The organism is Arcticibacter eurypsychrophilus, from assembly GCF_001730525.1.
Lineage (GTDB): Bacteria > Bacteroidota > Bacteroidia > Sphingobacteriales > Sphingobacteriaceae > Arcticibacter > Arcticibacter eurypsychrophilus.
This window is the reverse complement of record NZ_MDFN01000029.1, coordinates 1-26598: the sequence shown is the minus strand read 5'-3', so window position 1 is coordinate 26598 and position 26598 is coordinate 1. Positions and strand designations below refer to the sequence as shown.

The window sequence follows — 26598 nt, the reverse complement described above, 5'->3', positions numbered from 1 at the left end:
TCTTTATTATTTATATAAAGGATAATCAGCTACCATTGTTTTAACCTTAGCGTTGATTAGCTTCAAACTTTCCTGATTTTCAGGGTCTGATAGTACCGCATCAATAAAGTCTACAATAGTCTCCATTTGTTCCTCTTTAAAACCACGTGTTGTAATTGCAGCAGTACCCACACGAATCCCTGAAGTGACAAATGGTGATTTATCATCGAAAGGTACCATATTTTTATTTACGGTGATATCGGCTTGTTGAAGTGCAGCTTCAGCAAGTTTTCCAGTAATATTTTTATTCCGAAGGTCAATCAGCATCATGTGATTATCTGTGCCACCTGATATGATCTGGTAATCACGGGCAACAAATGCTTTGGCCATTGCAGCAGCATTTTTCTTAACCTGAGTGATATATTCCAAATATTCATCGCTTAAAGCTTCGCCAAAGGCTATTGCTTTTGCTGCTATAATGTGTTCCAAGGGTCCACCTTGTGTGCCCGGGAAAACAGCCATATCAAGCAGGGATGACATTTTGCGTATTTCGCCTTTAGGTGTTTTTATTCCGAAAGGATTGTTAAAATCTTTACCCAATAATATCAGACCTCCACGGGGACCTCTCAATGTTTTATGCGTGGTAGTGGTAACGATATGACAATATGGAAGTGGGTTGTCAAGCAATCCACGTGCAATAAATCCTGCTGGATGGGAGATATCAGCTAAAACTAATGCACCGATCTTATCCGCTACAGAACGAATAAATTTATAATCCCAATCTCTGGAATAAGCAGAAGCACCGCAGATAATCAGCTTTGGTTTTTCGGCTAAGGCAACTTCTTCCAGCTTTTTGTAGTCAATTCGTCCGGTTTCTTTTTCTACACCATAAAAGAAAGGGGTGTATATTTTACCAGAAAAGTTAACTGGAGAACCATGAGTCAGATGTCCACCGTGCGATAGGTCAAATCCAAGAATCTTATCTCCTGGTTGCAAAACAGCAAGTAATACTGCAGCATTCGCCTGAGCGCCTGAATGTGGCTGAACATTGGCCCATTCTGCATTAAATAGTTTTTTTGCGCGTTCAATGGCAATAGTTTCAATCTCATCTACAACTTCGCAACCGCCGTAATAGCGTTTTCCTGGTAACCCTTCGGCGTATTTGTTGGTAAGAACAGAACCTGCTGCCTCCATCACTTGCTTGCTTACAAAATTTTCGGATGCAATAAGTTCAATACCGCTTTCCTGTCGTTCCTGCTCTTCATCAATGAGTTTGAAAACTACGTTGTCTCTGTTCATTATATATTGTTTAATTGTATATTATTTTCAGGGAAAGTTGTACCTGTTATCCTGAAATCATTAAATAGTGATCCTGTTTGAATGGAAATTAACTGTTGTTGAAGCATTTCGAGTACCGCAAGAAAATTGTAAACAAACTGAACTTTGTTAGCGGAATGCTTTTTCATGTCCGAAAAGTCTATTTGTTTGTTTATTTGCAGCAGCTCGGCAATGACTTTTTTTTGCTGTGCTATCGTATAGGGGTATGGAGCAACTGTATGTACTACATGTGTGTTTTTTGTCTGATATTTTGCCAGTACTTTTTTATATATAATCAGCAGCTTGTATAGGCCCAGCGATGAAAGTTCTTCTGCCGGCTCTGCCTTTTCTGTGATCAGGGAGAGATCGGCTAAAATATTTCCTCGTCTTGATATGTGCGTCCGGGACTCTTCGAGCAGGTACATCTTTTCGGAGATCTGTTTGAAATGCTTGTAATCGATCAGCTTTTGGATCAGATCGCGGCGCGTATTCAGTTCGTTTCCATCCTCATCCGGCTCATGTCGTGGTAAAAGCGTCTTGGATTTTATGCGCATAAGGGTAGCGGCAACAAATATAAATTCGCTGGCTAACTCTATGTTCAAAGCGTTCATTTTTAACATGTAAGATAAAAAATCATCTGTAATTTTTGCTATAGCGATCTCATGTATATCGAGCTCATCGCGCTCGATAAAAAACAGCAAGAGGTCAAATGGGCCTTCGAACTGGGGCAATCTAATTCCATAAGTATCCTGATCTTTCACAACATTCAAAAATAAAGATTTAATTTGATCTGTAAATTATAAATAAAACAGCTTAGGGCAATAATTTATTAATAATATTGAGTTACTTTGTCGTCTGAATTTTTTTATGCTATTACTGTATGGAAGTAAAGTCTGGGGAGCTACTTGATAAAATAAATTATCCGTCTGATTTAAAATTACTTAACGAAAGTGAATTAGAGCAGGTATCACAGGAATTGCGTCAGTATATTATTGATGTTGTATCGGTAAACGGAGGACATTTTGGTGCTAGTTTAGGCGTAGTTGAGCTCTCTGTAGCCTTACACTATGTTTTAAATACGCCTTATGACCAGCTAGTTTGGGACGTGGGACATCAAGCATACGGGCATAAAATACTGACTGGCCGCAGACCCATGTTTCATACCAACAGACTTTATAAGGGAATAAGCGGTTTTCCTAAGCGGGCAGAGAGTGAATACGATACTTTTGGTGTCGGGCATTCGTCTACCTCTATTTCCGCAGCTTTGGGAATGGCAGTCGCATCGCATTATAAAGGGGAAACCGATCGTCAGCACGTAGCTGTAATTGGTGATGGTGCAATGACAGCCGGTTTGGCTTTTGAAGCGCTGAACCATGCCGGGATTGAAAATACCAATCTTTTGGTGATCCTGAATGATAACTGCATGTCTATTGATCCAAATGTAGGTGCTTTGAAAGAATATCTGACCAGGATTGCAACCTCAAGACCTTACAATAGATTCAGGGATGACATATCGCATGTTCTTGGTAAAATATCAGAACTTGGGCCTAATGCGCATAAGACGATTAAAAAAATTGAGAAGAGTATTAAAGGTACTCTTTTGAAAGAGAGCAACCTTTTTGAAGCACTTAATTTTAGATATTTTGGTCCTATTGATGGTCACGATATTAAACAACTTGTTAAAGTATTAAAAGATTTAAAGAATATCCCGGGACCGAAAATACTTCATTGTGTAACGGTGAAAGGAAAGGGATATGCACTGGCAGAAAAGGATCAAACGAAGTGGCATGCGCCGGGACTGTTTGATAAAATTACCGGTGAAATAACCAAGTCGGGTAATGATAAACCACAACCTCCTAAATATCAGGATGTTTTTGGACTTACTCTTGTAGAGCTTGCAGAGGTTAATCCAAAGATTATGGGTGTTACTCCAGCTATGCCAAGTGGCAGTTCTTTGAATATTATGATGAAAGCAATGCCAAAGCGGGCATTTGATGTAGGAATAGCGGAACAACATGCTGTTACATTCTCGGCGGGACTTGCTACTCAGGGGATGTTGCCTTTTTGTAATATCTATTCTAGTTTTATGCAAAGGGCTTATGATCAGGTGATCCATGATGTTGCTATACAAAAATTAAATGTAGTGTTTTGTCTGGACAGGGCAGGTTTGGCAGGTGCGGATGGGGCTACACATCATGGGGCGTTTGATTTGGCTTACATGAGGTGCATTCCTAATATGATCGTATCTGCACCCATGAACGAAGAGGAGTTGCGTAATTTAATGTACACGGCACAGCAGGACGATATGGGGCCTTTTTCTATTCGTTATCCAAGAGGGAATGGCGTAATGCAGCATTGGCGTCAGCCGATGAGGGCGATTCCGATTGGAAAAGGAAGGAAGCTTTGTGATGGCGAAGAGGTAGCCATCCTTACTATTGGGCATATTGGAAATGAAGCTGTTAAAGCAAGACTGGAGCTTTCTGCCGAAGGTATAAATCCGGCTCATTATGATATGCGTTTTGTAAAGCCTATTGACGAAGAGTTGCTTCATGAAGTGTTTTCAAAATATAAAAAAATCGTAACCATAGAAGATGGATGCAAGCAGGGGGGAATGGGTACTGCCGTGCTGGAATTTATGGCGGATCATCATTATTCCGCTACGGTTATTCGCTTAGGTATTCCTGATCAGTTTATTGAACATGGGGAACAAAAGGAACTATGGGCAGAATGTGGGTATGATGCTGCTTCAATTGTGGCGACAATAAAAAAGCTGGCTATTGGGATAATTACTGATAGTATGGCTTGTTAACTGTTTGTGATTTTCATTTAAGAATTAAACCTAATTTGCAATTGTAATAATGTAAATATATATTCGTATTATTAATAGACAAGACTATATCGGCTTTACTGCAGGTGTGGTCTTGTCTTTTTTTATACGGTTTTAAACAAAAAGATAATGTCAGAATTAATATACTATTCTAAGGAAGGATTAGAAAACCTAAAAAAGGAGCTTCATTTTTTAAAGACAGAAGGTCGTTACCAGATTGCAAAGGCAATAGCTGAAGCGCGGGATAAGGGAGATCTTTCAGAAAACGCAGAATATGATGCGGCTAAAGAAGCGCAGGGTCATCATGAAGCGAAGATTTCTAAGCTGGAAGGTGTTTATGCGAATGCTCGCTTAATTGATGAATCTAAGCTGGATACTTCAAAAGTGCTGGCTCTTTCTATTGTGAAGATCCGGAATACCAAAAATGGAAGTGTGATGCAGTATCAGCTGGTTTCGGAAACAGAGGCCGATTTAAAGTCGGGCAAAATCTCTGTGAAATCACCTATCGCAAAAGGTCTTTTTGGGAAGTCTGTAGGAGATAAAGTGGAAATTGATGTTCCTGCCGGAAAAGTGGAGTTTGAAGTTCTCGAAATATCAAGATAATTATGGCATCTGTTTTTTCAAAAATAGCCTTGGGTGAAATTCCTTCGCATAAAGTAGCTGAAGACGAGCATTACCTTGCCTTTTTAGATATTAATCCACTTGTAGTGGGTCATGTATTGGTGATCCCTAAAAAAGAGGTGGATTATATTTTTGATCTGGACGATGAGACTTATATCGGGCTACAGCTTTTTGCTAAAAAAGTAGCGCTTAGTATTAAAAAAGCCATCGTTTGTAAACGGGTAGGGGTGGTTGTGATGGGCCTGGAGGTTCCTCACACACATATCCACCTGGTGCCAATGAACGCGATGCAGGATCTGGATTTTACATTACCTAAGCTCAGTCCTTCTGCTGAAGAGCTGGAAATGACTGCAAAAAAGATTGCAATTGAATTTATTCCCTGAAATTAATGGGAGATAGTTTTTTAAATTGATCATAACGAAATCCAACAGGTTATTTCTTTCTTGCCGGATTATCTTTTACAAAAGCTTCCCATCCTGAATAAGACTTTTTACCCGGTATACTTGCGTTTCGCTGAAAGGAATGGCATACCGCTACAGCGAGGCCGTCCGTGGCATCTAAAAACTGTGGGGTTTCTGTAAATTTTAATAAACTTTGAAGCATGGCTGCGACCTGTTCTTTGGCGGCATTTCCATTTCCGGTGATCGACTGTTTGATTTTTCGGGGTGCATATTCAAAAATAGGGATGTCTCTTGACAGGGCCGCAGCTATGGCAATACCCTGAGCGCGTCCTAGTTTGAGCATCACCTGGATGTTTTTTCCATAAAAAGGGGCTTCAATAGCCAGACAATCCGGATGATACTGGTCTATTAAAGAAATGGTCTTTTCAAAGATTCTTTTCAGCTTTAAAGGATGATCATCCAGATGATCCATCTTGACTACTCCCATGCTGATGAGCTCTATGTTACTCTTCACTTCCTTAATCAACCCGTATCCCATAATTGCAGTTCCCGGATCTATTCCCAGGATCACTCGTTCTATGGATTTTTCTTTTTCTAACACCTGGCAATATTACGATGGAAAAATCAAACTTTATATACGGCTTGTTAACTTTTCCGTAACATTGTATCAAACTTTCAAAACAGTTGAATCTAAATAACAAAAAAGCGATAAGTATTCTTGTCAAGTGTTCTGTACTGATTCTTGCGACCATATTTATTGTATATAAGCTGAATCATAACACCAACTTAAGCGATTTTAAGCGACTTGTAAATCAATTGTCTGATAAGCAGGTGTATAGCGCGATGATAGCTTTGTTTATACTGATGTTGTTAAACTGGTTTCTTGAGTCTTTAAAATGGAAGTTTCTGGTTCAGCATATAGAGCGAATTAGTATCTTGAAAGCCGTGGAGTCAGTTTTTTGCGGTCTGACATGGGCGATATTTACACCAAATCGAATTGGCGAGTATGGTGGCAGGATATTTTTCTTAACACCACGCAAACGCGTTTTTGGTGCTATAGCCATGGCTGTTGGGGCCGTTGGCCAAATGGTCATTACCAATGTAGTAGGTGCTGTGGCCGTTTTATGGTTTATATGGAACTTTATACCGATTGATAAATGGCTGTTATATGCCCTTATTCCTGTCGTTATTGTCTTTTCCCTCTTCTTTTTGCTATTCTATTTCAACATCAAATGGCTCATTGGTTTACTCTCGAGAATTTCCTTCCTGAAGCAGTTTAAAAAGTTTTATATGATCCTGGCACGGTATAGTAAGCGCGATTTGATGATCGTTTTTAATTATGCGATGACCCGATTTATTGTCTTTACTTCGCAGTATTGTTTGGTAATTCACTTACTTATTCCTGAAATTCCTATTTTAGGAATGGTCATGATGATTTTTATCCTGTTCTTTGTACAATCAGCTCTACCTTCCCTGGATCTCTTGGATGTAGGAGTAAGGGCCATGACTGCCACGTATTTTTTTAGTTTTATCACACAACACGAAGTTGCAATTATGGCCTCTACTGCTTGTATTTGGTTTATTAATTTAATTATTCCGGCTATTTTAGGTGCTGGTTTCGTCTTTAAGCTTAATTTCTTTGGTACTGCTCGTAATTAGTTTTTTAACTCTGATGCTGACATGTTTGTATGTTTCAGCGATATTATTTCTTAGGAAAGGGTGGCTTTCAATTCCTCCTTATGTTTCGGTTCAAGGAATTCCCCGAACAAAAGTGAGTATCTTAATAGCAGCAAGGAATGAGGAAGATAAGATTGCTTTAACGATTGAGAATATTCTGGCCCAGTCATATCCCGCAGATTTACGGGAGCTGATTGTGGTAGATGATCATTCAAGCGATCAAACCTCAGCTATCATTTTAAGTTACCGGGATAGGGGAGTACGTTTAATCAAGTTAAATGAAAAGGAAAAGCTTAATTCGTATAAAAAGAAGGCTATATCTGAGGCCATAAATCTGGCTACTGGTGAATTGATTATTACGACCGATGCGGATTGCAGGATGAAACCGTATTGGTTAAAAGCGATTGTAGGATTTTATGAAGAGACGGGCAGTAAGTTGATTTCTTCACCTGTAGTATACGCAAACGAGATAAGTTTTTTTGAAAGGTTACAAACCCTTGAGTTTTTGTACCTGATCGGATTAGGCGCTTCAACTATCGGGAATAAGATGCCCTCTACATGTAATGGTGCTAATTTGGCCTACAAGAAAGAGGTTTTTGTTGAATTGGGTGGTTTCAAAGGAATTGACGACCTTGCTTCGGGAGATGATGAACTCTTTTTGCATAAGGTAGCATCACGTTACCCTGAAAGTATCGGTTTTTGCAAATCCAGTGATGCAATCGTATTTACAGACGCAAAAGCTAGTTTGTCGGAATTTATTAGTCAGCGTAAAAGATGGGCATCTAAAAGTACCCGTTACAAGGATAAAAAGATTGTGGTATTAGGTGTGGCTATATGGTTCTTTAACGTCATGCTGCTGGTAAGTATGCTTGCCGGGTTTTTTGACTCGAGAAATTGGATTACTGCTTTACTGGCTTTGGTTTTGAAGGCCCTGGCGGAAATGCTGTTTCTAAAACCTGTTACCCGGTTTGCGCATCGAACAGAACTTCTAAAATATCTTCCATTATTATCGGTTGTGCATGTTATTTATATCATTTACATTGGCATAGCGGGAAATTCAGGAAAATATATATGGAAAGACAGACTTGTTCGTTAGTATTTCATGTATATTAAGCTTTCTTGGTGTATCAGGAGAGTAAAGATTAATTTTTTAACTTTATAATGGCTACTTTGGAAGAAGTGAAGCATATTGAGAATCCCTCTGATAACGAATTAGTTCAAATGCTGTTAAAGCGGCAGGCGGAATTGAACTCATTACTTGAAATTACACTGGCTATTAATAAAAATAGTTCGGCTTCGGTACTTTTTGAAATGCTTAAGATTATTCTTCAGGTTAATCTTAAAGTAGGCAGCATGTTACTCCTTGTAAAAGAGGAAGATCATTTCGATTGTGCTTCGCATTTTGGTAAACCTGATGATAGCTTTGTAGGTATTCAAAAAATGTGTTCACAGCTTATTACGCTCAAAGCCATCACGGCCCTTGCTGAATATGAGATTCCAAATCTCAAAAAGTATGATTATTATGTTCCTGTAAGGCATAATGATACAACGCTTGCCTTTGTTCTGATTGGAGATTTTAATGCAGTTCCGGAATTATTAAGTCATGAGCTGAGCTATATTCAAACCCTGCTTAATATTGTAATGGTGGCTTTAGAAAATAAGAAGCTATTTCGAGAGCGGGTACAAAGGGAAAGACTTCAGCGTGATATTGAACTGGCAGGTGAAGTGCAGAATATGCTTGTGCCCTTGAGATTACCCAAGAGTAGAGCTTATGAAATTGCGGCGACCTATCTGCCTCATGAAAATATTGGTGGCGATTATTTCGATTTTATTCATCTGAATGAAAATGAATTTCTTTGGTGTATTGCTGATGTGTCGGGAAAGGGAGTGTCGGCTGCGTTGCTGATGGCCAATCTGCAAGCTAGTCTGCGTGCCTGGACTTCTGTGGAGCGTGATCTGGGTGAAGTAATCCGCAAGTTAAATGCAGTGGTCACAAACAATACAAAAGGCGAACGTTTCATTACGTTATTCCTGGGTAGATATAATATTATAAGCAGGGAAATGGAATATATAAATGCTGGCCATAACGCACCGGTATTAATTATTGGGGATCAAATTTCTTTCTTGAAAACAGGCACTACGCTTTTGGGTGTATTTGATGAGCTACCTTTTGTACATCAGGGTAAGCAGATAATCCCGGAAAATTCTTTGATCTTTAATTATACAGATGGTCTTATTGAAAGCTTCGAAGAAGATGCATTCGTTTTGGAGGAGGATTTAGTGGGGTATGTTTTTAAGCATAGTCATCAAACGGCCGAGCGGATCAATAAAAGCGTTTTAACAGATATAAAAGAGTCAAAAGGGGCTAAAATGAACTCGGATGATATCACTTTGCTTACCTTAAAGATTCATTAAAATGTTATTGCCTTATTATCAGGAAGAACGAATTGAAGCAGGTTGTGATGAGGCAGGTAGAGGCTGTCTGGCTGGACCTGTATTTGCCGCTGCGGTCATCTTACCCAGAGATTTCTATCACGAAATATTAACCGATTCAAAGCAACTTAAAGCAGATGAAAGAGCCGAACTACGTGTTTTCATTGAAAAAAATGCTATTGCCTGGGCTGTCGCCGAAGTAGATCATGAAGAAATAGATCGGATCAATATATTAAATGCTTCATTTCTGGCTATGCATAAGGCCCTTGATTTGTTAGCGCTACGACCTGAATATATACTGGTTGACGGAAACAGGTTTAAGTCATACCGGGATCTTCCTCATTCCTGCATTGTAAAAGGGGACGGAAAGTTCTTTTCTATTGCGGCAGCATCGATTCTGGCAAAAACGTATCGGGATGACTTTATGCAAGCTATTTCATTACTTCATCCTGAGTATGACTGGTGTAATAATAAGGGCTACCCGACTATCAAACATCGTAATGCTGTTTTGCAGTACGGCTTTTCACCTTATCATCGGAAAACCTTCCGTGTTACAGACCCTCAGCTTGATCTTTTTCGAACAGTACATGCGGAATCCGGCACGATTTAAACGCATAGCGCTTTAAAGTATACCCGAAATGCTAATTCATATTTCTATTTTTGCCGTTCAATATCATTTATATGCAGAACATTGTTGTGCATATTTGTCCTAACTATACTAATACAGATTTTATGAAAAATACAGCCTTAGTCAATAAACATATCCAACTCGGAGCTAAGATGGTGCCATTCGCAGGATACAATATGCCTGTTCAATACGAAGGAATTACCGCTGAGCATCTTACAGTAAGGAATGCAGTAGGGGTATTTGATGTAAGTCATATGGGTGAATTTATTCTTAAAGGGGACAAAGCTCTTGACTTAATTCAACATGTAACTTCTAACGATGCTTCTATATTGGTTGATGGAAAAGTACAATATAGTTGTTTGCCTAATGAGGATGGTGGAATTGTAGATGACCTTCTGGTATATCGTATAGATGAAAAGACGTATTTTTTAGTTGTTAATGCTTCCAATATTGAAAAAGATTTAAACTGGATCACCCGGTTTAATACGTTTGGTGTAGATATTAAGGATATTTCGGAACGGACTTCTTTGTTGGCTGTTCAAGGTCCGCTTGCGATTGAAGTATTGCAGAAGTTAACTCCTGTAGACTTGAGTTCAATGGCGTATTACACTTTTAAAAAGGGTGAATTTGCTGGGGTAGATAATGTGTTAATTTCAGCAACAGGATATACAGGTGCAGGAGGTTTTGAATTGTATTTCGACAATGAGTACGCAGAAAAGATTTGGGACGCGATATTTGAAGCAGGTAAAGAACAAAATATCAAGCCGGTCGGTCTAGGTGCCCGCGATACACTTCGCTTAGAAAAAGGATATTGTTTATATGGTAATGATATAGATGATACAACCTCTCCTCTGGAAGCAGGCTTGGGATGGATCACTAAATTTTCTAAAGATTTTACTAATTCTGATGCTTTGGAAGCACAGAAAAAGGCAGGGGTACTTAAAAAGCTGGTTGGTTTTGAAATGATTGATCGTGGGATTCCGCGTCATGATTACCCGATCGTAAATGCAGAAGGCCGTGTAATTGGGAAAGTTACTTCAGGTACGCAATCTCCTTCGCTTCATAAAGCGATTGGTATGGGGTATGTGGAGTCTGAATATTCCGCCTTAGGGTCAGAGATATTTATTTCGATCCGTAATGCTGCAATAAAAGCAAGTGTTGTTAAATTTCCAGTTTTATAAAATTGAAAGTAGTTAAGTTATCCTCAGCAGGAAAGTTAAATGTAGAAGTGTGCCTTACACCAGCTTTATTGCCACTTTACAACATCAATGACAGTATAGTCGTTGTAATTGACATTTTCAGAGCAACCTCTTCGATCTGTTATGGCATCGATAATGGAGCAACAGCAATTATTCCGGTTTCCGAAGTGGAAGAATGTGCTGCTTATCATGGTACGGATCATCTTCTGGCAGCAGAACGGGATGGAAAAGTGGTGGAAGGTTTTGATTTCGGCAATTCACCGTTTTCGTATGTTCCTGAAAAGATAGCGGGCCGCACAGTGGTTTTAACCACTACCAATGGAACACATGCTATTCACCTTTCCAAGATGGCTAAACAAATTGTGATTGGCTCATTTTTTAATCTGACTGCTCTTTGTGATTATTTGATTAGCAAGAAGGAGAATGTACTGTTGGTATGTGCGGGTTGGAAAAATAAGTTTAATCTGGAGGATAGTATTTTTGCAGGGGCGGTGGTGCATCAATTAAACGGAGCAAGTTATAAACTGGATGACTCTTCTATTGCGGCTGAAGATCTGTATCTTCTGGCAAAGGATGATTTGCGCGGTTATTTAAAGAAAACTTCACATGGTGAACGCCTTAGGTTGTTGGGAATTGAGGCTGATATTGATTTTTGTTTGAATGTTGATATTACAACAGCTATTCCTGTGCTTGAAGGTGATAGACTAATCAAATTAATATAAGGTTCGGCCTTATATTAATTTGTTGTTATTCTTGTGGCGATCCGTGTCCCTTAGCGTTTTCTTTTGCATGTTTTTTTCAAAGGCTTCAGTCAGGTCAATGCCGGTTTGATTGGCCAGACAAATAAGCACAAACAGCACATCGGCCATTTCATCTCCAAGATCTACCGCTTTATCTGATTCTTTAAAAGATTGTTCACCGTAACGGCGGGACATGATCCTCGCTACTTCTCCCACTTCTTCCATGAGGATTGCCGTATTCGTCAGTTCATTAAAATAGCGGATTCCGGTCGTATTGATCCAGTCATCTACGCGAGTTTGTGTTTCTTTAAGACTCATAGTTTGCAATTAAGATTAGTGATTGTCTTTATCCTGGTTAATGATTGTCTTTATTCTGATTAGTAATTTTCTTTATCCTGCCTAATGATTTTCTTTATCATGGGTGTTCATAATAAGGGTTACCGGGCCGTCATTTAAAAGCTTGATTTTCATATCCGCACCAAAGATGCCAGCCTGTGTTTTTTTACCACTCAGGAGTTCAAGTTCCTTTATCATGTCTTCATAAAGCGGTATGGCTATTTCAGGTTTAGCAGCACGCGTAAAGCCTGGGCGATTTCCTTTCTTCGTACTGGCGAATAAAGTAAATTGAGAAATAAGAAGGACTCCACCATCTATATCCATCAGCGACAGATTCATCTTGTCGTCCGCATCACTAAAGATCCTGAGGTTAACAATCTTTTGAGCCAGCCATTTAATGTCTAAGGCAGTATCGGGATCTTCTATTCCCAAAAGGACTAATAGACCCGTACCAATAGAGCCAGTGATTTCTCCATCAACCGAACAGGAAGCCTCTGTCACCCTTTGTATTACAGCTCTCATTAATTCCGTGTATCATTATTATGGTAAATGCTTAAATAGCTTTCATAGCGTGATAGCTCAATTTCTTCATTGGCTACCGCATCTAAAACAGCACATCCTGGTTCGTTTATATGTCTGCAGTTGTTAAAGCGACAGGTGTTCATCCGTTCACGCATCTCCGGGAAGAAATGGCCTAACTCCGCTTTGTCGATATCAATTACACCAAGTTCCCTGATTCCCGGGGAGTCAATCAAGTAACCTCCTTTAGGAAGGGGATGCATTTCCGCGTAGGTTGTCGTATGTTTACCCTGATCGCTCCAATCGGATATAGCACCTGTTTTTAATACCATGCCAGGAATTAAGGTATTAATAAGCGTTGATTTGCCCACACCGGAGTGGCCGGTAAAGAGACTGACCTTATTTTTTAACAGATCTTCCAGAATATTCAGGTTTGTTCCCTCCAGAGCAGACACCTCATAACAAGGATAGCCAATGCTGGTGTAAATAGCCTGATAATCTGCCAGAATCTCCATTCCTTCTTCACTAAAAAGGTCAAGTTTATTGAAAATAAGCTTCGCCGGAATGTCATATGCTTCCGCAGTGACCAGAAAGCGATCAATAAAGCCCAGTGAGGTCCGGGGAGATGCCAGGGTAACAACCAGAAAGGCCTGATCTAGATTTGCCGCAATAATTTGGGCTTGTTTGGACAGGTTAACCGATTTTCGGATGATGTAGTTCTTCCTTTGGATCAGCTCCTTAATGACGCCTGTATCCTGATCAGGCTCCATTTCAATCTTCACACGGTCGCCCACCGCAATCGGATTCGTGGTTTGAATGTCCTTTGTCCTGAATTTCCCTTTAATACGGCATTCCACCAGTTCACCACCGTCTGTAGCGACCTGATACCAGCTTCCCGTAGATTTAATAACTAATCCCTGCATAAAGTTGTAAATTTAAGCGTATTAGTCGGTATTTATACCTTATTCTACAATTAACAATGATACTTCCGGAATAGAATTTATACGAAATAGAATCGTATTTTGTTGATTTGTAATTGTTTATATGCTCAAATGGAAATATAATTTACAATTCATTTCCATTTAATCTACAATTTGTTTTTATATTGTAGATTAAACTACTACTTTAGAGAAGTAATACAAATGAATAATATGATTTATGCCAATATGAGTACGACCACAACCATCACGCCCTCGAGGCCTGGAGGAAGATCGTTTATGGTGTAAATCTTTAAATAGATAAAGAAACCAGTACAAGCGCCTTCCCCCGATAAAGGGAAGGCGCTTTTGTTTAAAAAAAGCAAATAAATGAAGGTCCTTAAATTTGGCGGTACTTCCGTTGGTTCAGTAAAGAGTATAGGTACTTTAATAGATATTCTTAAAAGTGAAGTGACGACGAACGGAAATCCGGTTGTCGTACTTTCTGCAATGGGAGGTGTGACTAATCTTCTATCTGCCATGGCCTCTAAGGCTGCCGCTGGTGATGATTTCAGTACGTACCTTACAGAACTGCAAAGCAGGCATTTCGAAGTCGTAAAGACGCTGTTGGATGTGCCTCGTCAGAATCCGGTTTATACACAACTTAAAATCTATTTTAACGATCTGGAGGACATCTTACAGGGAATTGCAATTTTGAGTGAGTTGACTCCCAGGATCAATGACCTGGTTTTAAGTTATGGGGAACGTTGTTCCGCATTACTGGTTAGTAAAATTGCAGAGCAACATCTCGGTGAAACGGTCTTTGCAGATGCTACGGCATTAATTAAAACGGATAGTAGTTACGGACAAGCGTATGTAAATACGGAGCTTACTGATATCCTGGTTCAGGATTTTTATGCCAAGCACAAAGGGAAATTAATCTTCGTTACCGGTTTTATTGCCAGTAATAACGAAGGTCGGGTAACCACTTTAGGCAGGGGAGGCAGTGATTATACCGCTGCGATTATAGGTGCGGCGCTACATTGCGAAGAAATTGTGATCTGGACAGATGTCAATGGAATGATGACGGCTGATCCAAAGATGGTGAAGAAAGCCTTTCCTTTAAAGGAACTTTCCTATACCGAAGCCATGGAGCTTTCCTATTTCGGGGCGAAGGTTATTTATCCGCCTACCATGATTCCTGCCTTCATGAAAAAGATTCCTATTGTGATCCGCAATACGTTTGAACCTTTGTTTGAAGGCACCGTTATACGTCATGATTGTCACGAATCAACACAGAATATTAAGGGAATTTCCTCCATCAATGAAATCAGTATTCTGAATTTGCAAGGGAGTGGAATGGTAGGAAAAGCAGGTTTCAGTGGACGTTTATTCTCCTTGTTAGCAAGGGAACAGATCAACATCATACTGATTACCCAATCTTCCTCCGAACACAGTATAACTTTTGCTGTGAAACCTGCTGACGCGCTGAGTGCAAAAAGACTTATTGAACAAGAATTTGAACTCGAACTGGAGGCTAAGAAAATAGACTCTCCTGTAATAGAAGATTCCCTTTCAATTCTGGCTATCGTAGGCGAGAATATGAAGCAAACCCCGGGTATTTCCGGTACGCTGTTCCACGCGCTGGGTAGAAATGGTATCAATGTCCGCGCGATTGCACAGGGCTCCTCTGAATATAACATTTCCGTAATCATCTCCCGTCATGATCTTGCAAAAGCTTTAAACGCGGTTCATGACGCCTATTATACCGACCTGAAGAAAACACTGAATGTGTTTTGTCTGGGTACCGGTAACATCGGGAGAACATTATTTAAACAATTACAGGAGCATCGGGAATTCCTGCAGCTTCAAAACGGAATCCTGGTTAATGTAATTGGAATCAGCAACAGTCGCAAGATGGTGTTTAATGCCGCAGGACTGGATCTGGAGAACTGGAAGGAAACATTAGATCAATCTGAAGAAACAGCTGACCTTGATCTATTCATTGCCCGCATGAAAGAGATGAATCTTCCAAATGCCGTATTCGTCGACAATACAGCGAGTACTGCACCCATCAGCCGTTATGCTGATGTTTTTCGCTCTAATGTATCCGTGGTAACCTGCAATAAAATAGGAAACTCCTCTTCTTACGAACAATATAAAACCTTCCGCGATCTGGCACGCAAGCATGGTGTTGATTTCTATTATGAAACCAATGTGGGTGCCGGACTGCCTATCATCCGTACGCTAAAAGATTTACAGCTTAGTGGCGACAGGGTGATCCGTATCGAAGCAATTCTTTCAGGTACCATATCGTTTATCTTTAATAACTTTAAAGGAGACGTGAAGTTCCATGATGTAGTGAAACTTGCTCAGGAAAAAGGCTTTACCGAACCTGATCCACGTGATGATTTAAGCGGAATGGATTTCATGAGGAAGATGTTAATTCTTGCCCGTGATGCCGGTCATGTCCTGGAGCAGGCAGATATCCAAATTCAGAATATTCTTCCACAATCCTGCCTGGAAGCAGAAACTGTAGCAGACTTTTACGCAGAGCTGCTTGCCAATAACGATTACTTTGAGCAGATTAAACAACAAGCCGAGGCTGAAGGTAAAGTGCTTCGGTATATAGGTAAACTGGAAGATGGTCAGGTGGCAATAACCCTGCAAATGGTCGATGATGCACACCCCTTTTATATGTTATCAGGAAGTGATAATATCATTTCATTTACGACAGAGCGGTATAAAGAACGTCCACTTGTAGTAAAAGGTCCAGGGGCAGGAGCAGAAGTTACTGCCGCTGGTGTATTTTCTGACATTGTAAACGTAGGGGCATAATGAGAGAATCAATAAAGGTATTTGCCCCGGCTACTGTAGCCAATGTGGTGTGTGGATTTGATATTTTAGGCTTCGCCGTAGATGCGCCCGGCGATGAAGTAATCATGCGCCGTAAGGCTGAACCCGGAGTTGTTATTACGAAGATAACAGGCGATGATGGAAGACTTCCTATGGAAGCCTCCAAGAATACAGTAAGCGCCAGTGTTCAGGATTATCTTTCTTATATCGAAAGGACTGATATTGGTGTGGAGATCGAATTGCATAAAAAGATGCCAATAGGTAGTGGTCTTGGCTCCAGTTCTGCCAGTACGGTTGCCGGTTTATTTGCCATCAATACCTTGCTGGATGAGCCTCTTACCAGAATGCAGATGGTGCCATTTGCCATGAAGGGCGAGGAACTGGCTTGTGGTTCAGGACACGCAGATAATGTGGCCCCCGCTCTCCTGGGCGGATTTGTGCTCATCAGGAGTTACAAGCCTTTAGATCTCATTAAATTACCCTTTCCCGAATCCCTATATTGCGCTATTGTATTTCCTGAAGTGGATGTCCCTACCCGTGATGCGCGAAGGATGATCCGGGATAAGGTTCTTTTAAAAGATGCAGTAACCCAATGGGGAAATATTGCTGGTCTGGTAACCGGCCTGTTTATGAAGGATCTTGATCTGATTGGAAGAAGTATGATCGATGTGCTGGTAGAGCCAGTACGTTCGATTCTGATACCTGACTTTTATAAATTAAGAGATATCGCCATGCGCCTGGGTGCCATTAGTTTTGGAATCTCCGGATCAGGCCCTTCTGTTTTCTCCTTTGCTAAGGATAAAGACACTGCCGATAAAATCACTATAGAAATAAAAAAACATTTAAATGCCCTTCATATAGGATGTCAAACTTATGTTTCCCCTATTAATGGTGAAGGACCACGAATATTATGAAACTATACAGTACCAACAATCCCTCTTCTTTTGTAGATTTCAAGGAAGCCGTATTTAACAGCATGCCTCAGGATAAAGGCCTTTATATGCCGGCATCTATTCCTGTGCTTGATCCGGAATTTATTGAAAATATAGATCAGTTTTCCCTACCTCAGATTGCCTTTAAAGTGGCTAATCATATCCTGAATGGTGCGATTCCTGAAGCTGACCTGAAGAATATCATAGAAAAAGCGATCAACTTTCCTGCTCCTGTCATCCAACTGGATGAAAAGACCTACGTGCTGGAACTGTTTCACGGACCTTCTTTAGCCTTCAAAGATTTCGGTGCACGCTTTATGAGTCGTGTAATGGGATACTTTATGGAAACAGGAGAGAAGATGCTGAATGTGCTGGTAGCTACTTCTGGAGATACAGGTGGAGCCGTTGCCCTTGGTTTTCTAGGCGTACCCAATACGCTGGTTACAATCTTGTATCCCAAAGGAAAAGTGAGTGCGGTTCAGGAATTACAACTGACTACAAACGGACAGAATATTCGTGCTATTGAAATAGACGGTACATTTGACGACTGTCAGGCACTGGTTAAACAAGCCTTTACCGATCCCGAATTAAATGCGAAGTTCCGCCTAACCTCCGCTAACTCCATCAATATAGCCCGTTTGATTCCACAGACGTTCTATTACTTCAATGCTTATGCACAATTAAAGCGCCAGGGAAAGACCGATATTGTATTTTCTGTGCCAAGCGGTAATTTTGGAAATATAGGTGCAGGACTGTTAGCCTGGAAGATGGGTCTTCCTGTGAAACAGTTTATTGCTGCCACAAATAGCAATGATACGGTACCCTCCTTTTTCGAGACAGGCGTTTATACCCCAAAGCCATCTGTTGCCACCCTCTCCAATGCCATGGACGTTGGAAATCCAAGCAACTGGGTACGCATAATGAATCTTTTCAAGGATGATACAGAAGCGCTGAAAGAGATTGTTACCGCCTACAGTTATGATGACGAACAAACCCGTGATGCGGTGAATATTGTCTATGATGATTTCAAATATGTAGTTTGCCCGCATACTGCAATCGCCTGGATGGCCATCGGCCAGTATCGTTATGATACCAAAGATGACACCTCCTCAGCCGTATTCTTAGCCACAGCGCATCCTTGTAAATTTCCCGATATGTATGAGGGCGAAATAAAAGCAAGCATCACTATTCCCGAACAGGTAAAGGAGCTTCTTGGTAAGCCTATCCTTACTGTTCAACTTCAGGCAGATTTTGATTTATTTAAACAGTATCTGCTGGAAAATTAATAGGAAACCCCAAAGTTCAAAAAGCTAGTTGTTAATGAATTGCAATTTACAGACTTGCAAACATATAGGACATAAACAGAAAAAGATCATCCAGCCGGATGATCTTTTTCTGTTTAATGAGTTCGATAATGTCAACCCCTAAAATATCGCCTGAGCAATTCTTTTAGTAGGTTCCGCATTTCCCATCGTATAAAAATGCAATACAGGAGCACCCATCTCTTTAAGCTCTTTACATTGATTAATCATCCACTCTATTCCCACTTCTTTTACTTCCTTTTCATTGCTGCAGGACTGGATAGCCTCCGTCAGATCTAATGGAATATCTAAATGAAAGGTTTTAGGCAGACTAATCAGCTGTTTGCTATTGGTAATAGGTTTCAATCCAGGGATAATAGGCACATGAATACCGTTTGCCCTGCATTTATCTACAAACGCTTTATATTTACTAGTGTCAAAAAACATCTGCGTTACAATAAACTCAGCACCCAGATCAACTTTAAGCTTAATGTATTTAAAGTCTGTATCCAGGTTAGGCGATTCAAAATGCTTTTCCGGATAACCAGAAACACCAATACAAAAGTCTGTTTTTTCCGCACTCTCCATGTCATCATGCAGATACCGTCCGTTGTTCATGTCCACCACATGCTGCAAAAGTTCCGATGCATAAGCATACCCATTTGGCGTAGGGATGAACGCATTATCACTCTTTCGGGCATCACCCCGCAGTACCAACACATTATCAATTCCTAAAAACTGCAGGTCGATCAAGGCATTTTCCGTTTCATCTTTAGTGAACCCACCACAAATTAAATGAGGCACCGCATCGACTTTATACTTGTTCATAATGGCCGCACAAGTAGCCACTGTACTCGGCCTTTTACGGTAAGCTACCTTTTCAAGTAAACCATTGGCATGTTGTTTATAGATATAATCTTCGCGTAGATAAGTTACGTCAATAAAAGGAGGATTGAACTCCATCAGCGGATCTATCGCATCAAAAATACCCTTGATGCTTTGTCCCTTTATTGGTGGAAGAAGTTCAAATGAGAATAAGGTCTTACCCTTCGCGTTGGTTATATGGTCTACAATTTTCATTTTACGGTTAAGTATTGTCTTTTTGTTTTTATAATGAGCGGTATGTTTATATCGCTTTGTAAGTATAAAAAAGCATAGTACTTTAAACTAATAAAGCACTATGCAAATCATCCTATTGTGTACGAATAGTTTAAATAACTTAATAAGCCAGATTAGGACCTAGCCATCTTTCTGTGTCATCCATAGAAAGACCTTTCCTGACGGCATATTCTTCAACCTGATCCTTGCTGATTTTGCCCAATGCAAAATAGCGCGATTCCGGATGAGAGAAGTAAAAGCCACTCACTGAAGAAGCAGGATACATAGCAAAGCTTTCAGTAAGATGCATGTCTACATTCTTTTCCGCATCCAGCAAGTCAAATAAAGTTCTTTTTTCAGTATGATCCGGACAAGCAGGGTAACCTGGTGCCGGTCTGATTCCCTGATATTTTTCCTTGATCAGGTCGGTATTGGTCAACCCCTCGTTTTTGGCATAACCCCAAAGTTCTGTTCTAACCAATTCATGCATGCGTTCGGCAAAAGCCTCCGCAAAACGATCTGCCAGCGCTTTAACCATGATGCCATTATAATCATCCTGTACCTTTTGAAAACTCTCTACCAGTTCATCCGTACCGATCCCTGCTGTGACAGCGAAACCTCCAAAGTAATCCTGGATGCCCGATTCCTTTGGCGCAATAAAGTCTGACAAAGCATAATACGGATCACCCTTTACTTTCTCCGCCTGTTGCCTCAAGGTATGAATAACAGCCTTGCCGCTTTCTTCAAAATGCCCATTACCGGGAGCATTCACCACGATATCATCCCCATCTGCATACGCAGGCCAGAAACCAACTACAGCCCTGGCAGTCAGCAGCTTTTCCTTGATGATCCGATTCATTAACTCCTGCGCATCATTAAATAAGGACTTTGCTTCCGTTCCTACCGTTGCATCATCAAAGATCCGGGGATATGTACCCCTCAATTCCCAGGTATGGAAGAAAGGCGTCCAATCAATATAAGGAACCAGTTCTTCCAGCGGATAATTGTCAAAGTTTCGCGTACCGATAAAAGAAGGGGGCGTTGCCACTACCTGATCTAAATCAATTTTATAAGCTTCAGTACGCGCTTCTTCAATTGTTTTAAACCTTTTATCCGAGGTTCGATTAGCATGAGCCTCTCTTGCTTTGGTATATTCACTCTTAATATTCTTAATATAGCCGTCCCGAAGATCAGGATTCATCAGGTGGCTGCATACCGAAACACTTCTGGAAGCATCCAGGACATGAATCACCCCTCCCGAATAATGAGGATCTACTTTAACGGCCGCATGTATCCGGGATGTTGTTGCACCACCAATCATAAGTGGCAAAGTAAAACCTTCACGTTCCATTTCTTTCGCAAAATGTACCATTTCATCCAGCGAAGGAGTAATCAACCCACTTAAACCTATAATGTCAACCTTTTCGGCTATGGCGCGCTTCAGTATTTCCTGAGCGGGCACCATTACCCCCATGTCAATCACTTCAAAATTGTTACAAGCCAATACAACCCCCACGATGTTCTTACCTATATCGTGCACATCGCCTTTAACCGTGGCCATTAACACCTTTCCTGCTGAGCTTGAACTCGTATCCGATGGGTTTAAAAGTTTCTCCTCCTCTATAAACGGAAGGAGATAAGCAACCGCCTTTTTCATTACACGGGCCGATTTTACTACCTGCGGAAGGAACATTTTTCCCTCCCCAAACAAGTCGCCCACAATATTCATCCCGTCCATCAACGGACCTTCAATAACATGCAACGGGCGGTCATACATCTGGCGGGCTTCCTCCACATCGGCATCCAGGTATTCAATAATACCTTTAACAAGAGAATGCGACAGGCGCTTTTCAACCGGAGCATCGCGCCATTCTTCATTTTTAACCAGCTCTTTTCCCTTAGTCTTAATCGTTTCCGCAAAGTCAACCAACCGTTCCGTTGCATCATCCCGACGGTTTAATAACACATCTTCCACCCGTAACAATAACTCTTTAGGGATTTCTTCATACACTTCCAGCATGCCCGCATTTACAATTCCCATATCCAAACCCGCTTTAATGGCGTGGTATAAAAAGGCAGAATGCATGGCCTCACGGACCACATTGTTCCCTCTGAAAGAGAAAGATATATTGGATACCCCACCACTTACTTTGGCGTGAGGCAGATTTTCTTTAATCCAACGGGTTGCATTGATAAAGTCTACCGCATAATTATTATGCTCCTCCAATCCGGTTGCAACCGTTAATATATTAGGGTCGAAAATAATGTCCTGCGGAGGAAAGCCCACTTCATCCACCAAAATATCATAAGACCGTTTACAGATCTCCGTTCTACGCTGGTAGCTATCTGCCTGGCCTTGCTCATCAAAAGCCATCACGACAATAGCAGCGCCATATTGCATGATCTTTTTAGCCCCGTTTACAAACTTTTCCTTCCCTTCCTTCAGCGAAATCGAATTCACGATCCCCTTACCCTGTATACATTTTAATCCATTTTCAATGACACTCCATTTCGAGGAGTCGACCATGATAGGCAATTTAGCAATATCAGGTTCGGAGGCAATTAGATTTAAGAAGCGCGTCATTGCTGCTTCCGAGTCCAGCATCCCCTCATCCATGTTCACGTCAATGATCTGAGCTCCACCTTCAACTTGTTGCAGCGCAACGGCAAGCGCCGCTTCATAATCGCCACCCAGGATCAGTTTAGAAAACTTAGGCGATCCTGTAATATTTGTACGTTCCCCGATATTGATAAACATCGTATCTGGTTTTACCGTAACGGGCTCCAATCCACTCAATCGCAGGTAAGGTTCTATCACAGGGATTTTACGTGGAGCTACTTTTGCAGCCTTAGCCGCAATACATCCTATATGTTCTGGTGTGGTTCCACAACATCCTCCAACGATATTTACAAATCCACTATCAATAAAATCTTCCAGTAAATGGGCTGTTTCGTGAGCGGTTTCATCGTAAGCGCCAAATTCATTTGGCAATCCTGCATTCGGATACGCCGATATATAACAAGGTGCTTTGTTGGATAACTCTTCAATATGCGGACGCATCTCCTTTGCACCCAATGCACAGTTTAAGCCGATACTCAACAGATTGGCATGAGTAAGCGAATTTAAAAAGGCTTCGACTGTTTGTCCGGATAATGTTCTCCCACTTGCATCTGTTATCGTGCCGGAAATCATAATATCTATATTCCTGCCAATAACTTTTTCATATTCTTTTATAGCAAATATCGCTGCCTTAGCATTCAGGGTGTCAAAGATGGTTTCAATTAGCAGCATATCTGCACCGCCATCTATCAACCCTCTGATCTGTTCATCGTATGCGCCAACCAGATCATCAAAAGAAACTGCACGGTAACCTGGATCATTCACATCGGGCGACATAGAGGCTGTCCGGTTAGTCGGACCCACTGCCCCTGCAACAAAGCGGGGTTTGCCCGGATTGCGAGCTGTAAATTCGGCAGCCACTTCTTTTGCAATGCGGGCACCCTCAAAGCTCAGTTCGTATGCCAGATCTTCCATCTTATAATCAGCCATGGAAATCCGCTGCGTACTAAAGGTATTGGTTTCAATTATATCGGCACCGGCTTCCATATATTCAGCATGAATCGCTTTAATGATGTCAGGTCGTGTGAGGTTAAGCAAGTCATTATTCCCTTTTACATCACTTGGGTGGTTCTTAAACCGCTCGCCACGAAAATCGTCCTCCGTTAATGTATAGCGCTGGATCATTGTACCCATCGCCCCATCAATCACGAGAATGCGTTTTTCTAATTCTTTCCTAATGTCCATTGTTGTATATAGCAAATTAGCAGGTGTTCTCCTGCATGAAGCTTATCTTTGAAAGATCCTTTGGATGCTGTCATAAACTTATCTTCTCCCATTGTTATGAGATAGAATTTAGCACCTTGTAAGCACAGGTTGCTAAGACTTCGTTGGGTCTAATCCCTCCGTCTTTCTGAATAAGCAATGCAAAAATGCGATATAATTTGCTGAAATGCAAATACTGGCGTAAAGGGATGATTATATGACAAAATTTAAGGTTCCATGCGCTTATAATTCGTCGATGTGTTTTAAATAATATTCAGCTTGTTCCAGTAATTCTGCTTTGGTATCTGGCTGCATTTTATGCCATATGTTGTACATCATTCCGATACGAGGATTTTTAGCCAATTTATCTTCATGTTTATCATAAAAATTCCAGTATAAGCTGTTAAACGGACATGCTCTGTCACCCGTTTTTTTAGCTTTATAATAATAACATGAAGTACAATAATGACTCATTTTGTCGATATATGCAGCAGAACTTACATAGGGCTTAGTTCCAACAGTTCCTCCATCCGCAAATTGACTCATTCCCCGGGTATTTGTAATTTCAACCCACTCGATGGCATCAATGTAAATTCCCAGATACCACTGATCCACTTCATCAGGATGGACACCAGCCAGTAAGGCGAAGTTTCCGGTAATCATCAGCCGTTGAATATGATGCGCATAGGCAAATTCTAAAGATTGACTGATCGCATATTTTAAGCAGTTCATCTTTGTTTTCCCTGTCCAGTACCAAACAGGTAATTTATTTTGATGATCAAAGTAATTAGCTGAAGCATATTCAGGCATTTTTAACCAATACATGCCACGCATGTACTCGCGCCAACCGATAATTTGTCTGACAAAACCCTCCAGTTGGTTATAAGCAATTTCCTTTGGGCGATTTTTCCATTCCTCTACTGCCCTATTAATTACCTCCAAAGGCGAAAGTATTTTTGTATTCATGGTAAAGGAAAGCCGGGAGTGGTATAAAGACCATTCGTGAGGCGTCATGGCATCCTGATAGGTTCCAAAAAGAGGTAAACATTCCCTGACAAAAAAGGCTAACTGCTCCAAAGCTTGCTCTCTTGTAACTGGCCAAATCAGGTTTTTCGCATCTATTGTGCCTATTGTTTTAATAGTGGTGCCCTCGATCTCATTCACAATTTCTGAAACATCATTGGCGTATACGAAAGGAGGGATGGCTTTATGATTGGCCGGCAACTTTTTACGGTTATCACTATCAAAGTTCCATTTGTCATTTACAGGCTCATCGCCTTGCATCAGTACATGATGTTTTTTACGCATATAGCGGTAAAAACTTTCCATGAGGAAAATCTTCTTGCCTTGAAAAAACTCGCCCAGCTCATCCCTGGTACTCATAAAATGTTCAGAGTCCACTACATGAGTTATTATCGAAAGGGAGTCAGTATAACTCTTTAATAGTTGGTCCAGTCGGTATTCATCCGGTAGCTGATAGTCGAAGTGTGTAAATGCTTCCTTGTCTATTAATAGATCCAGGTTGTGCTGAAATGATTGTAAATTCCCAACGTCGCTTAAGCGGATGTAAATAACCTGATGTCCTTTATGCTTCAATTCCTCTGCAAAATGCCGCATAGCCGAAAAAAAAGCAGCCACTTTTTGGATATGATGCCAGACATAGTCTGTTTCCGTCCGAACTTCCATCATTACGTATGTAACCGAAGGATCAACCGTTTTAAACCAGGAATGATTGCTATTTAGTTGATCTCCTAAAATAAGCCGAAGTGTTTTAAATGTAGGTTTTGAAGATGCCATTGGTTACTTTCTTTTATCAGGTTAAATTTAATTGTACAACTATCAGAAGCAAAATCAACCTTGAATTCTTGTTTATCTGTCAGAGACATAATTTTTGTTAATAGGCTACGCTAATAGGCTTATAGTGTAGATAATTCAAGAAAGATTTGAGCGCTGAGATATCTAATTAAGCCTTTTGGTTAGTTGTTCTTCTACGCGCATGAATAATTGAACCGGATTCAGACTCCGCCAGGGTAGATCGTCTAAATGTCCTCCGAAATTGATATAGTAATCGATATTGCTCTTTTTAAATTCTTCTATAACGTGCTCCTGAAAATTGATTGCGGCAATCCATCCGTCTTCCACATCCTGGAACCATTCTTCGTAATAGAGATCATCTGAGGAATGGAAATTTAATATATTTTCCCCAATGAGGATAAATTTATTTATTCCTTCGTGCATCATCACCTCAATAATTTCGCGTTTTAAAAGCATGACGTCGTTATAAATAGTGTCATTCCATTCGCCAATAAATTCGATTATGGCGAAGTTGTTGTCATAATCAGCAAAAAGGATTTTAAGGTATAACGTTTGCGACCCAAAGTAATCCCATTGCGGATGGATGAAGTAATTGTATATTTTTTTGTCAAATTCAAACTCGCTGTATTCCGTCTGATAAAACGGCGAAAGCTCGTCTTCAGCAGCTACATAATCATCCCGCCAGCGATAAAATGGTTCAATCTCGTGCATATTATTCGGTAGTAATAAGTGCCTCTGTAATTAATATAAAGATATAAATGCTATTACAAATATAACGCCAACCGATGTTTCTTAATTGTGAAATGTGGTTATAATAGGTATAATCTTTTTGAAAAGTTCTTCCTTAAGTCAAATATAAAGGTGCACTGTTCATGGTTAATTCGTATTAAATCAACGAATTTACAATCAAGTGTATGTTTTAGAAGATTTAAGTGGATAATAAGTTTGGTAGATTTATTGATTGTTATTGTATTCGGGTAAGTACCAGCTAGGAGGCAGCTGTACAAAGTGTATATATTTGTAACGTAGGTGATACCATGCTAAAAGCTTCTCGACAGCTCGCTCGCTCGTGCGAAGGCGAACAACCAAGGGTGCACTAAGCTACCATGGTCGAAGCAGCATCGAACCAGCAATATAGCCAATATGATCATGATGTCTCGTCCTAATATAGCTATACAC

At 40.6% G+C, this 26598-nt stretch carries 22 protein-coding genes and 1 riboswitch; of the genes, 12 read left to right on the top strand and 10 right to left on the bottom strand.

Going from position 1 to position 26598, the window contains the following annotated elements:
- Positions 1–6: 6 nt before the first annotated feature.
- Together glyA and BFL47_RS15180 are read right to left on the bottom strand one after the other, a co-directional pair.
- Complete coding sequence (gene glyA / locus BFL47_RS15185) at positions 7–1278, bottom strand: serine hydroxymethyltransferase (RefSeq protein ID WP_069660651.1); 1272 nt, start codon at positions 1276–1278, stop codon at positions 7–9.
- Positions 1278–2057: a segregation and condensation protein A gene (locus BFL47_RS15180; protein ID WP_069660683.1), complete on the bottom strand. Its 780-nt coding sequence runs from the start codon at positions 2055–2057 to the stop codon at positions 1278–1280. The genes glyA and BFL47_RS15180 overlap by 1 nt, the downstream gene beginning before the upstream one ends.
- 119 nt (positions 2058–2176) lie before the next feature.
- Here BFL47_RS15180 and dxs point away from each other — a divergent pair, with 119 nt between their 5' ends.
- The 3 genes from dxs to BFL47_RS15165 all read left to right on the top strand — a co-directional run bounded on the left by dxs (position 2177) and on the right by BFL47_RS15165 (position 5127).
- On the top strand, positions 2177–4105 hold the full coding sequence (dxs, locus tag BFL47_RS15175) for a 1-deoxy-D-xylulose-5-phosphate synthase (RefSeq protein ID WP_069660650.1): 1929 nt from the start codon (positions 2177–2179) through the stop codon (positions 4103–4105).
- Positions 4106–4252: 147 nt separating this feature from the next.
- Positions 4253–4726 carry a transcription elongation factor GreA gene (gene greA, locus BFL47_RS15170; protein ID WP_069660649.1) on the top strand — a complete coding sequence of 158 codons (474 nt, stop codon included), beginning with the start codon at positions 4253–4255 and terminating at the stop codon, positions 4724–4726.
- Positions 4727–4728: 2 nt separating this feature from the next.
- Positions 4729–5127, top strand: a complete 399-nt coding sequence (locus BFL47_RS15165; RefSeq protein ID WP_069660648.1) for an HIT family protein — start codon at positions 4729–4731, stop codon at positions 5125–5127.
- A gap of 49 nt (positions 5128–5176) precedes the next feature.
- Here BFL47_RS15165 and ruvC read toward each other — a convergent pair whose 3' ends face one another.
- A complete protein-coding gene (ruvC, locus tag BFL47_RS15160; protein WP_083257213.1) occupies positions 5177–5746 on the bottom strand; it encodes a crossover junction endodeoxyribonuclease RuvC in 570 nt (189 codons plus the stop codon).
- Positions 5747–5829: 83 nt separating this feature from the next.
- Here ruvC and BFL47_RS15155 point away from each other — a divergent pair, with 83 nt between their 5' ends.
- The 6 genes from BFL47_RS15155 to BFL47_RS15130 all read left to right on the top strand — a co-directional run bounded on the left by BFL47_RS15155 (position 5830) and on the right by BFL47_RS15130 (position 11804).
- Positions 5830–6804 carry a lysylphosphatidylglycerol synthase transmembrane domain-containing protein gene (locus BFL47_RS15155; protein WP_069660647.1) on the top strand — a complete coding sequence of 325 codons (975 nt, stop codon included), beginning with the start codon at positions 5830–5832 and terminating at the stop codon, positions 6802–6804.
- 13 nt (positions 6805–6817) lie between these two features.
- Positions 6818–7918: a glycosyltransferase family 2 protein gene (locus BFL47_RS15150; RefSeq protein ID WP_069660646.1), complete on the top strand. Its 1101-nt coding sequence runs from the start codon at positions 6818–6820 to the stop codon at positions 7916–7918.
- 65 nt (positions 7919–7983) lie between these two features.
- Complete coding sequence (locus BFL47_RS15145) at positions 7984–9237, top strand: PP2C family protein-serine/threonine phosphatase (protein ID WP_069660645.1); 1254 nt, start codon at positions 7984–7986, stop codon at positions 9235–9237.
- Between the two features lies 1 nt (position 9238).
- Entirely contained in the window at positions 9239–9865 is a 627-nt protein-coding gene (locus BFL47_RS15140; protein ID WP_069660644.1) for a ribonuclease HII, read from the top strand.
- 122 nt (positions 9866–9987) lie between these two features.
- Complete coding sequence (gcvT, locus tag BFL47_RS15135; RefSeq protein WP_069660681.1) at positions 9988–11064, top strand: glycine cleavage system aminomethyltransferase GcvT; 1077 nt, start codon at positions 9988–9990, stop codon at positions 11062–11064.
- 2 nt (positions 11065–11066) lie between these two features.
- Positions 11067–11804 carry a 2-phosphosulfolactate phosphatase gene (locus BFL47_RS15130; RefSeq protein WP_069660643.1) on the top strand — a complete coding sequence of 246 codons (738 nt, stop codon included), beginning with the start codon at positions 11067–11069 and terminating at the stop codon, positions 11802–11804.
- A 9-nt stretch (positions 11805–11813) separates the two neighbouring features.
- On the opposite strand, the gene BFL47_RS15125 is transcribed toward BFL47_RS15130, so the two are convergent.
- The 3 genes from BFL47_RS15125 to rsgA form a co-directional block, all read right to left on the bottom strand.
- Positions 11814–12140, bottom strand: coding sequence for a nucleotide pyrophosphohydrolase (locus BFL47_RS15125; protein ID WP_069660642.1), 327 nt, complete (start codon positions 12138–12140; stop codon positions 11814–11816).
- An 81-nt stretch (positions 12141–12221) separates the two neighbouring features.
- Positions 12222–12680 (bottom strand): D-aminoacyl-tRNA deacylase, encoded by a 459-nt coding sequence (gene dtd / locus BFL47_RS15120; RefSeq protein ID WP_069660641.1) that lies wholly within the window; start codon positions 12678–12680, stop codon positions 12222–12224.
- The gene (gene rsgA / locus BFL47_RS15115) at positions 12680–13600 is read right to left on the bottom strand and encodes a ribosome small subunit-dependent GTPase A (RefSeq protein WP_069660640.1); all 921 of its coding nucleotides are present in this window, start codon (positions 13598–13600) and stop codon (positions 12680–12682) included. The genes dtd and rsgA overlap by 1 nt, the downstream gene beginning before the upstream one ends.
- A 384-nt stretch (positions 13601–13984) precedes the next feature.
- Between rsgA and thrA the strand changes: the two genes are divergently transcribed.
- Genes thrA through thrC form a run of 3 tightly spaced genes read left to right on the top strand, consistent with a single transcriptional unit; the run spans position 13985 to position 18668 of the window.
- Positions 13985–16432 carry a bifunctional aspartate kinase/homoserine dehydrogenase I gene (gene thrA / locus BFL47_RS15110; protein WP_069660639.1) on the top strand — a complete coding sequence of 816 codons (2448 nt, stop codon included), beginning with the start codon at positions 13985–13987 and terminating at the stop codon, positions 16430–16432.
- On the top strand, positions 16432–17364 hold the full coding sequence (locus tag BFL47_RS15105; protein ID WP_069660638.1) for a homoserine kinase: 933 nt from the start codon (positions 16432–16434) through the stop codon (positions 17362–17364). Before thrA ends, BFL47_RS15105 begins: the two co-directional genes overlap by 1 nt.
- Positions 17361–18668, top strand: a complete 1308-nt coding sequence (gene thrC / locus BFL47_RS15100; RefSeq protein WP_069660637.1) for a threonine synthase — start codon at positions 17361–17363, stop codon at positions 18666–18668. The genes BFL47_RS15105 and thrC overlap by 4 nt, the downstream gene beginning before the upstream one ends.
- A gap of 138 nt (positions 18669–18806) precedes the next feature.
- Here thrC and BFL47_RS15095 read toward each other — a convergent pair whose 3' ends face one another.
- From BFL47_RS15095 to BFL47_RS15080, 4 genes are all read right to left on the bottom strand, one after another.
- Positions 18807–19763, bottom strand: coding sequence for a methylenetetrahydrofolate reductase (locus BFL47_RS15095; protein WP_069660636.1), 957 nt, complete (start codon positions 19761–19763; stop codon positions 18807–18809).
- A 139-nt stretch (positions 19764–19902) separates the two neighbouring features.
- A complete protein-coding gene (metH, locus tag BFL47_RS15090) occupies positions 19903–23586 on the bottom strand; it encodes a methionine synthase (RefSeq protein WP_069660635.1) in 3684 nt (1227 codons plus the stop codon).
- A 75-nt stretch (positions 23587–23661) separates the two neighbouring features.
- Positions 23662–23763: riboswitch (SAM riboswitch) on the bottom strand.
- Positions 23764–23847: 84 nt separating this feature from the next.
- On the bottom strand, positions 23848–25401 hold the full coding sequence (locus BFL47_RS15085) for a cryptochrome/photolyase family protein (RefSeq protein WP_069660634.1): 1554 nt from the start codon (positions 25399–25401) through the stop codon (positions 23848–23850).
- Between the two features lie 162 nt (positions 25402–25563).
- Positions 25564–26130: a hypothetical protein gene (locus tag BFL47_RS15080; RefSeq protein ID WP_069660633.1), complete on the bottom strand. Its 567-nt coding sequence runs from the start codon at positions 26128–26130 to the stop codon at positions 25564–25566.
- Positions 26131–26598: the final 468 nt, after the last annotated feature.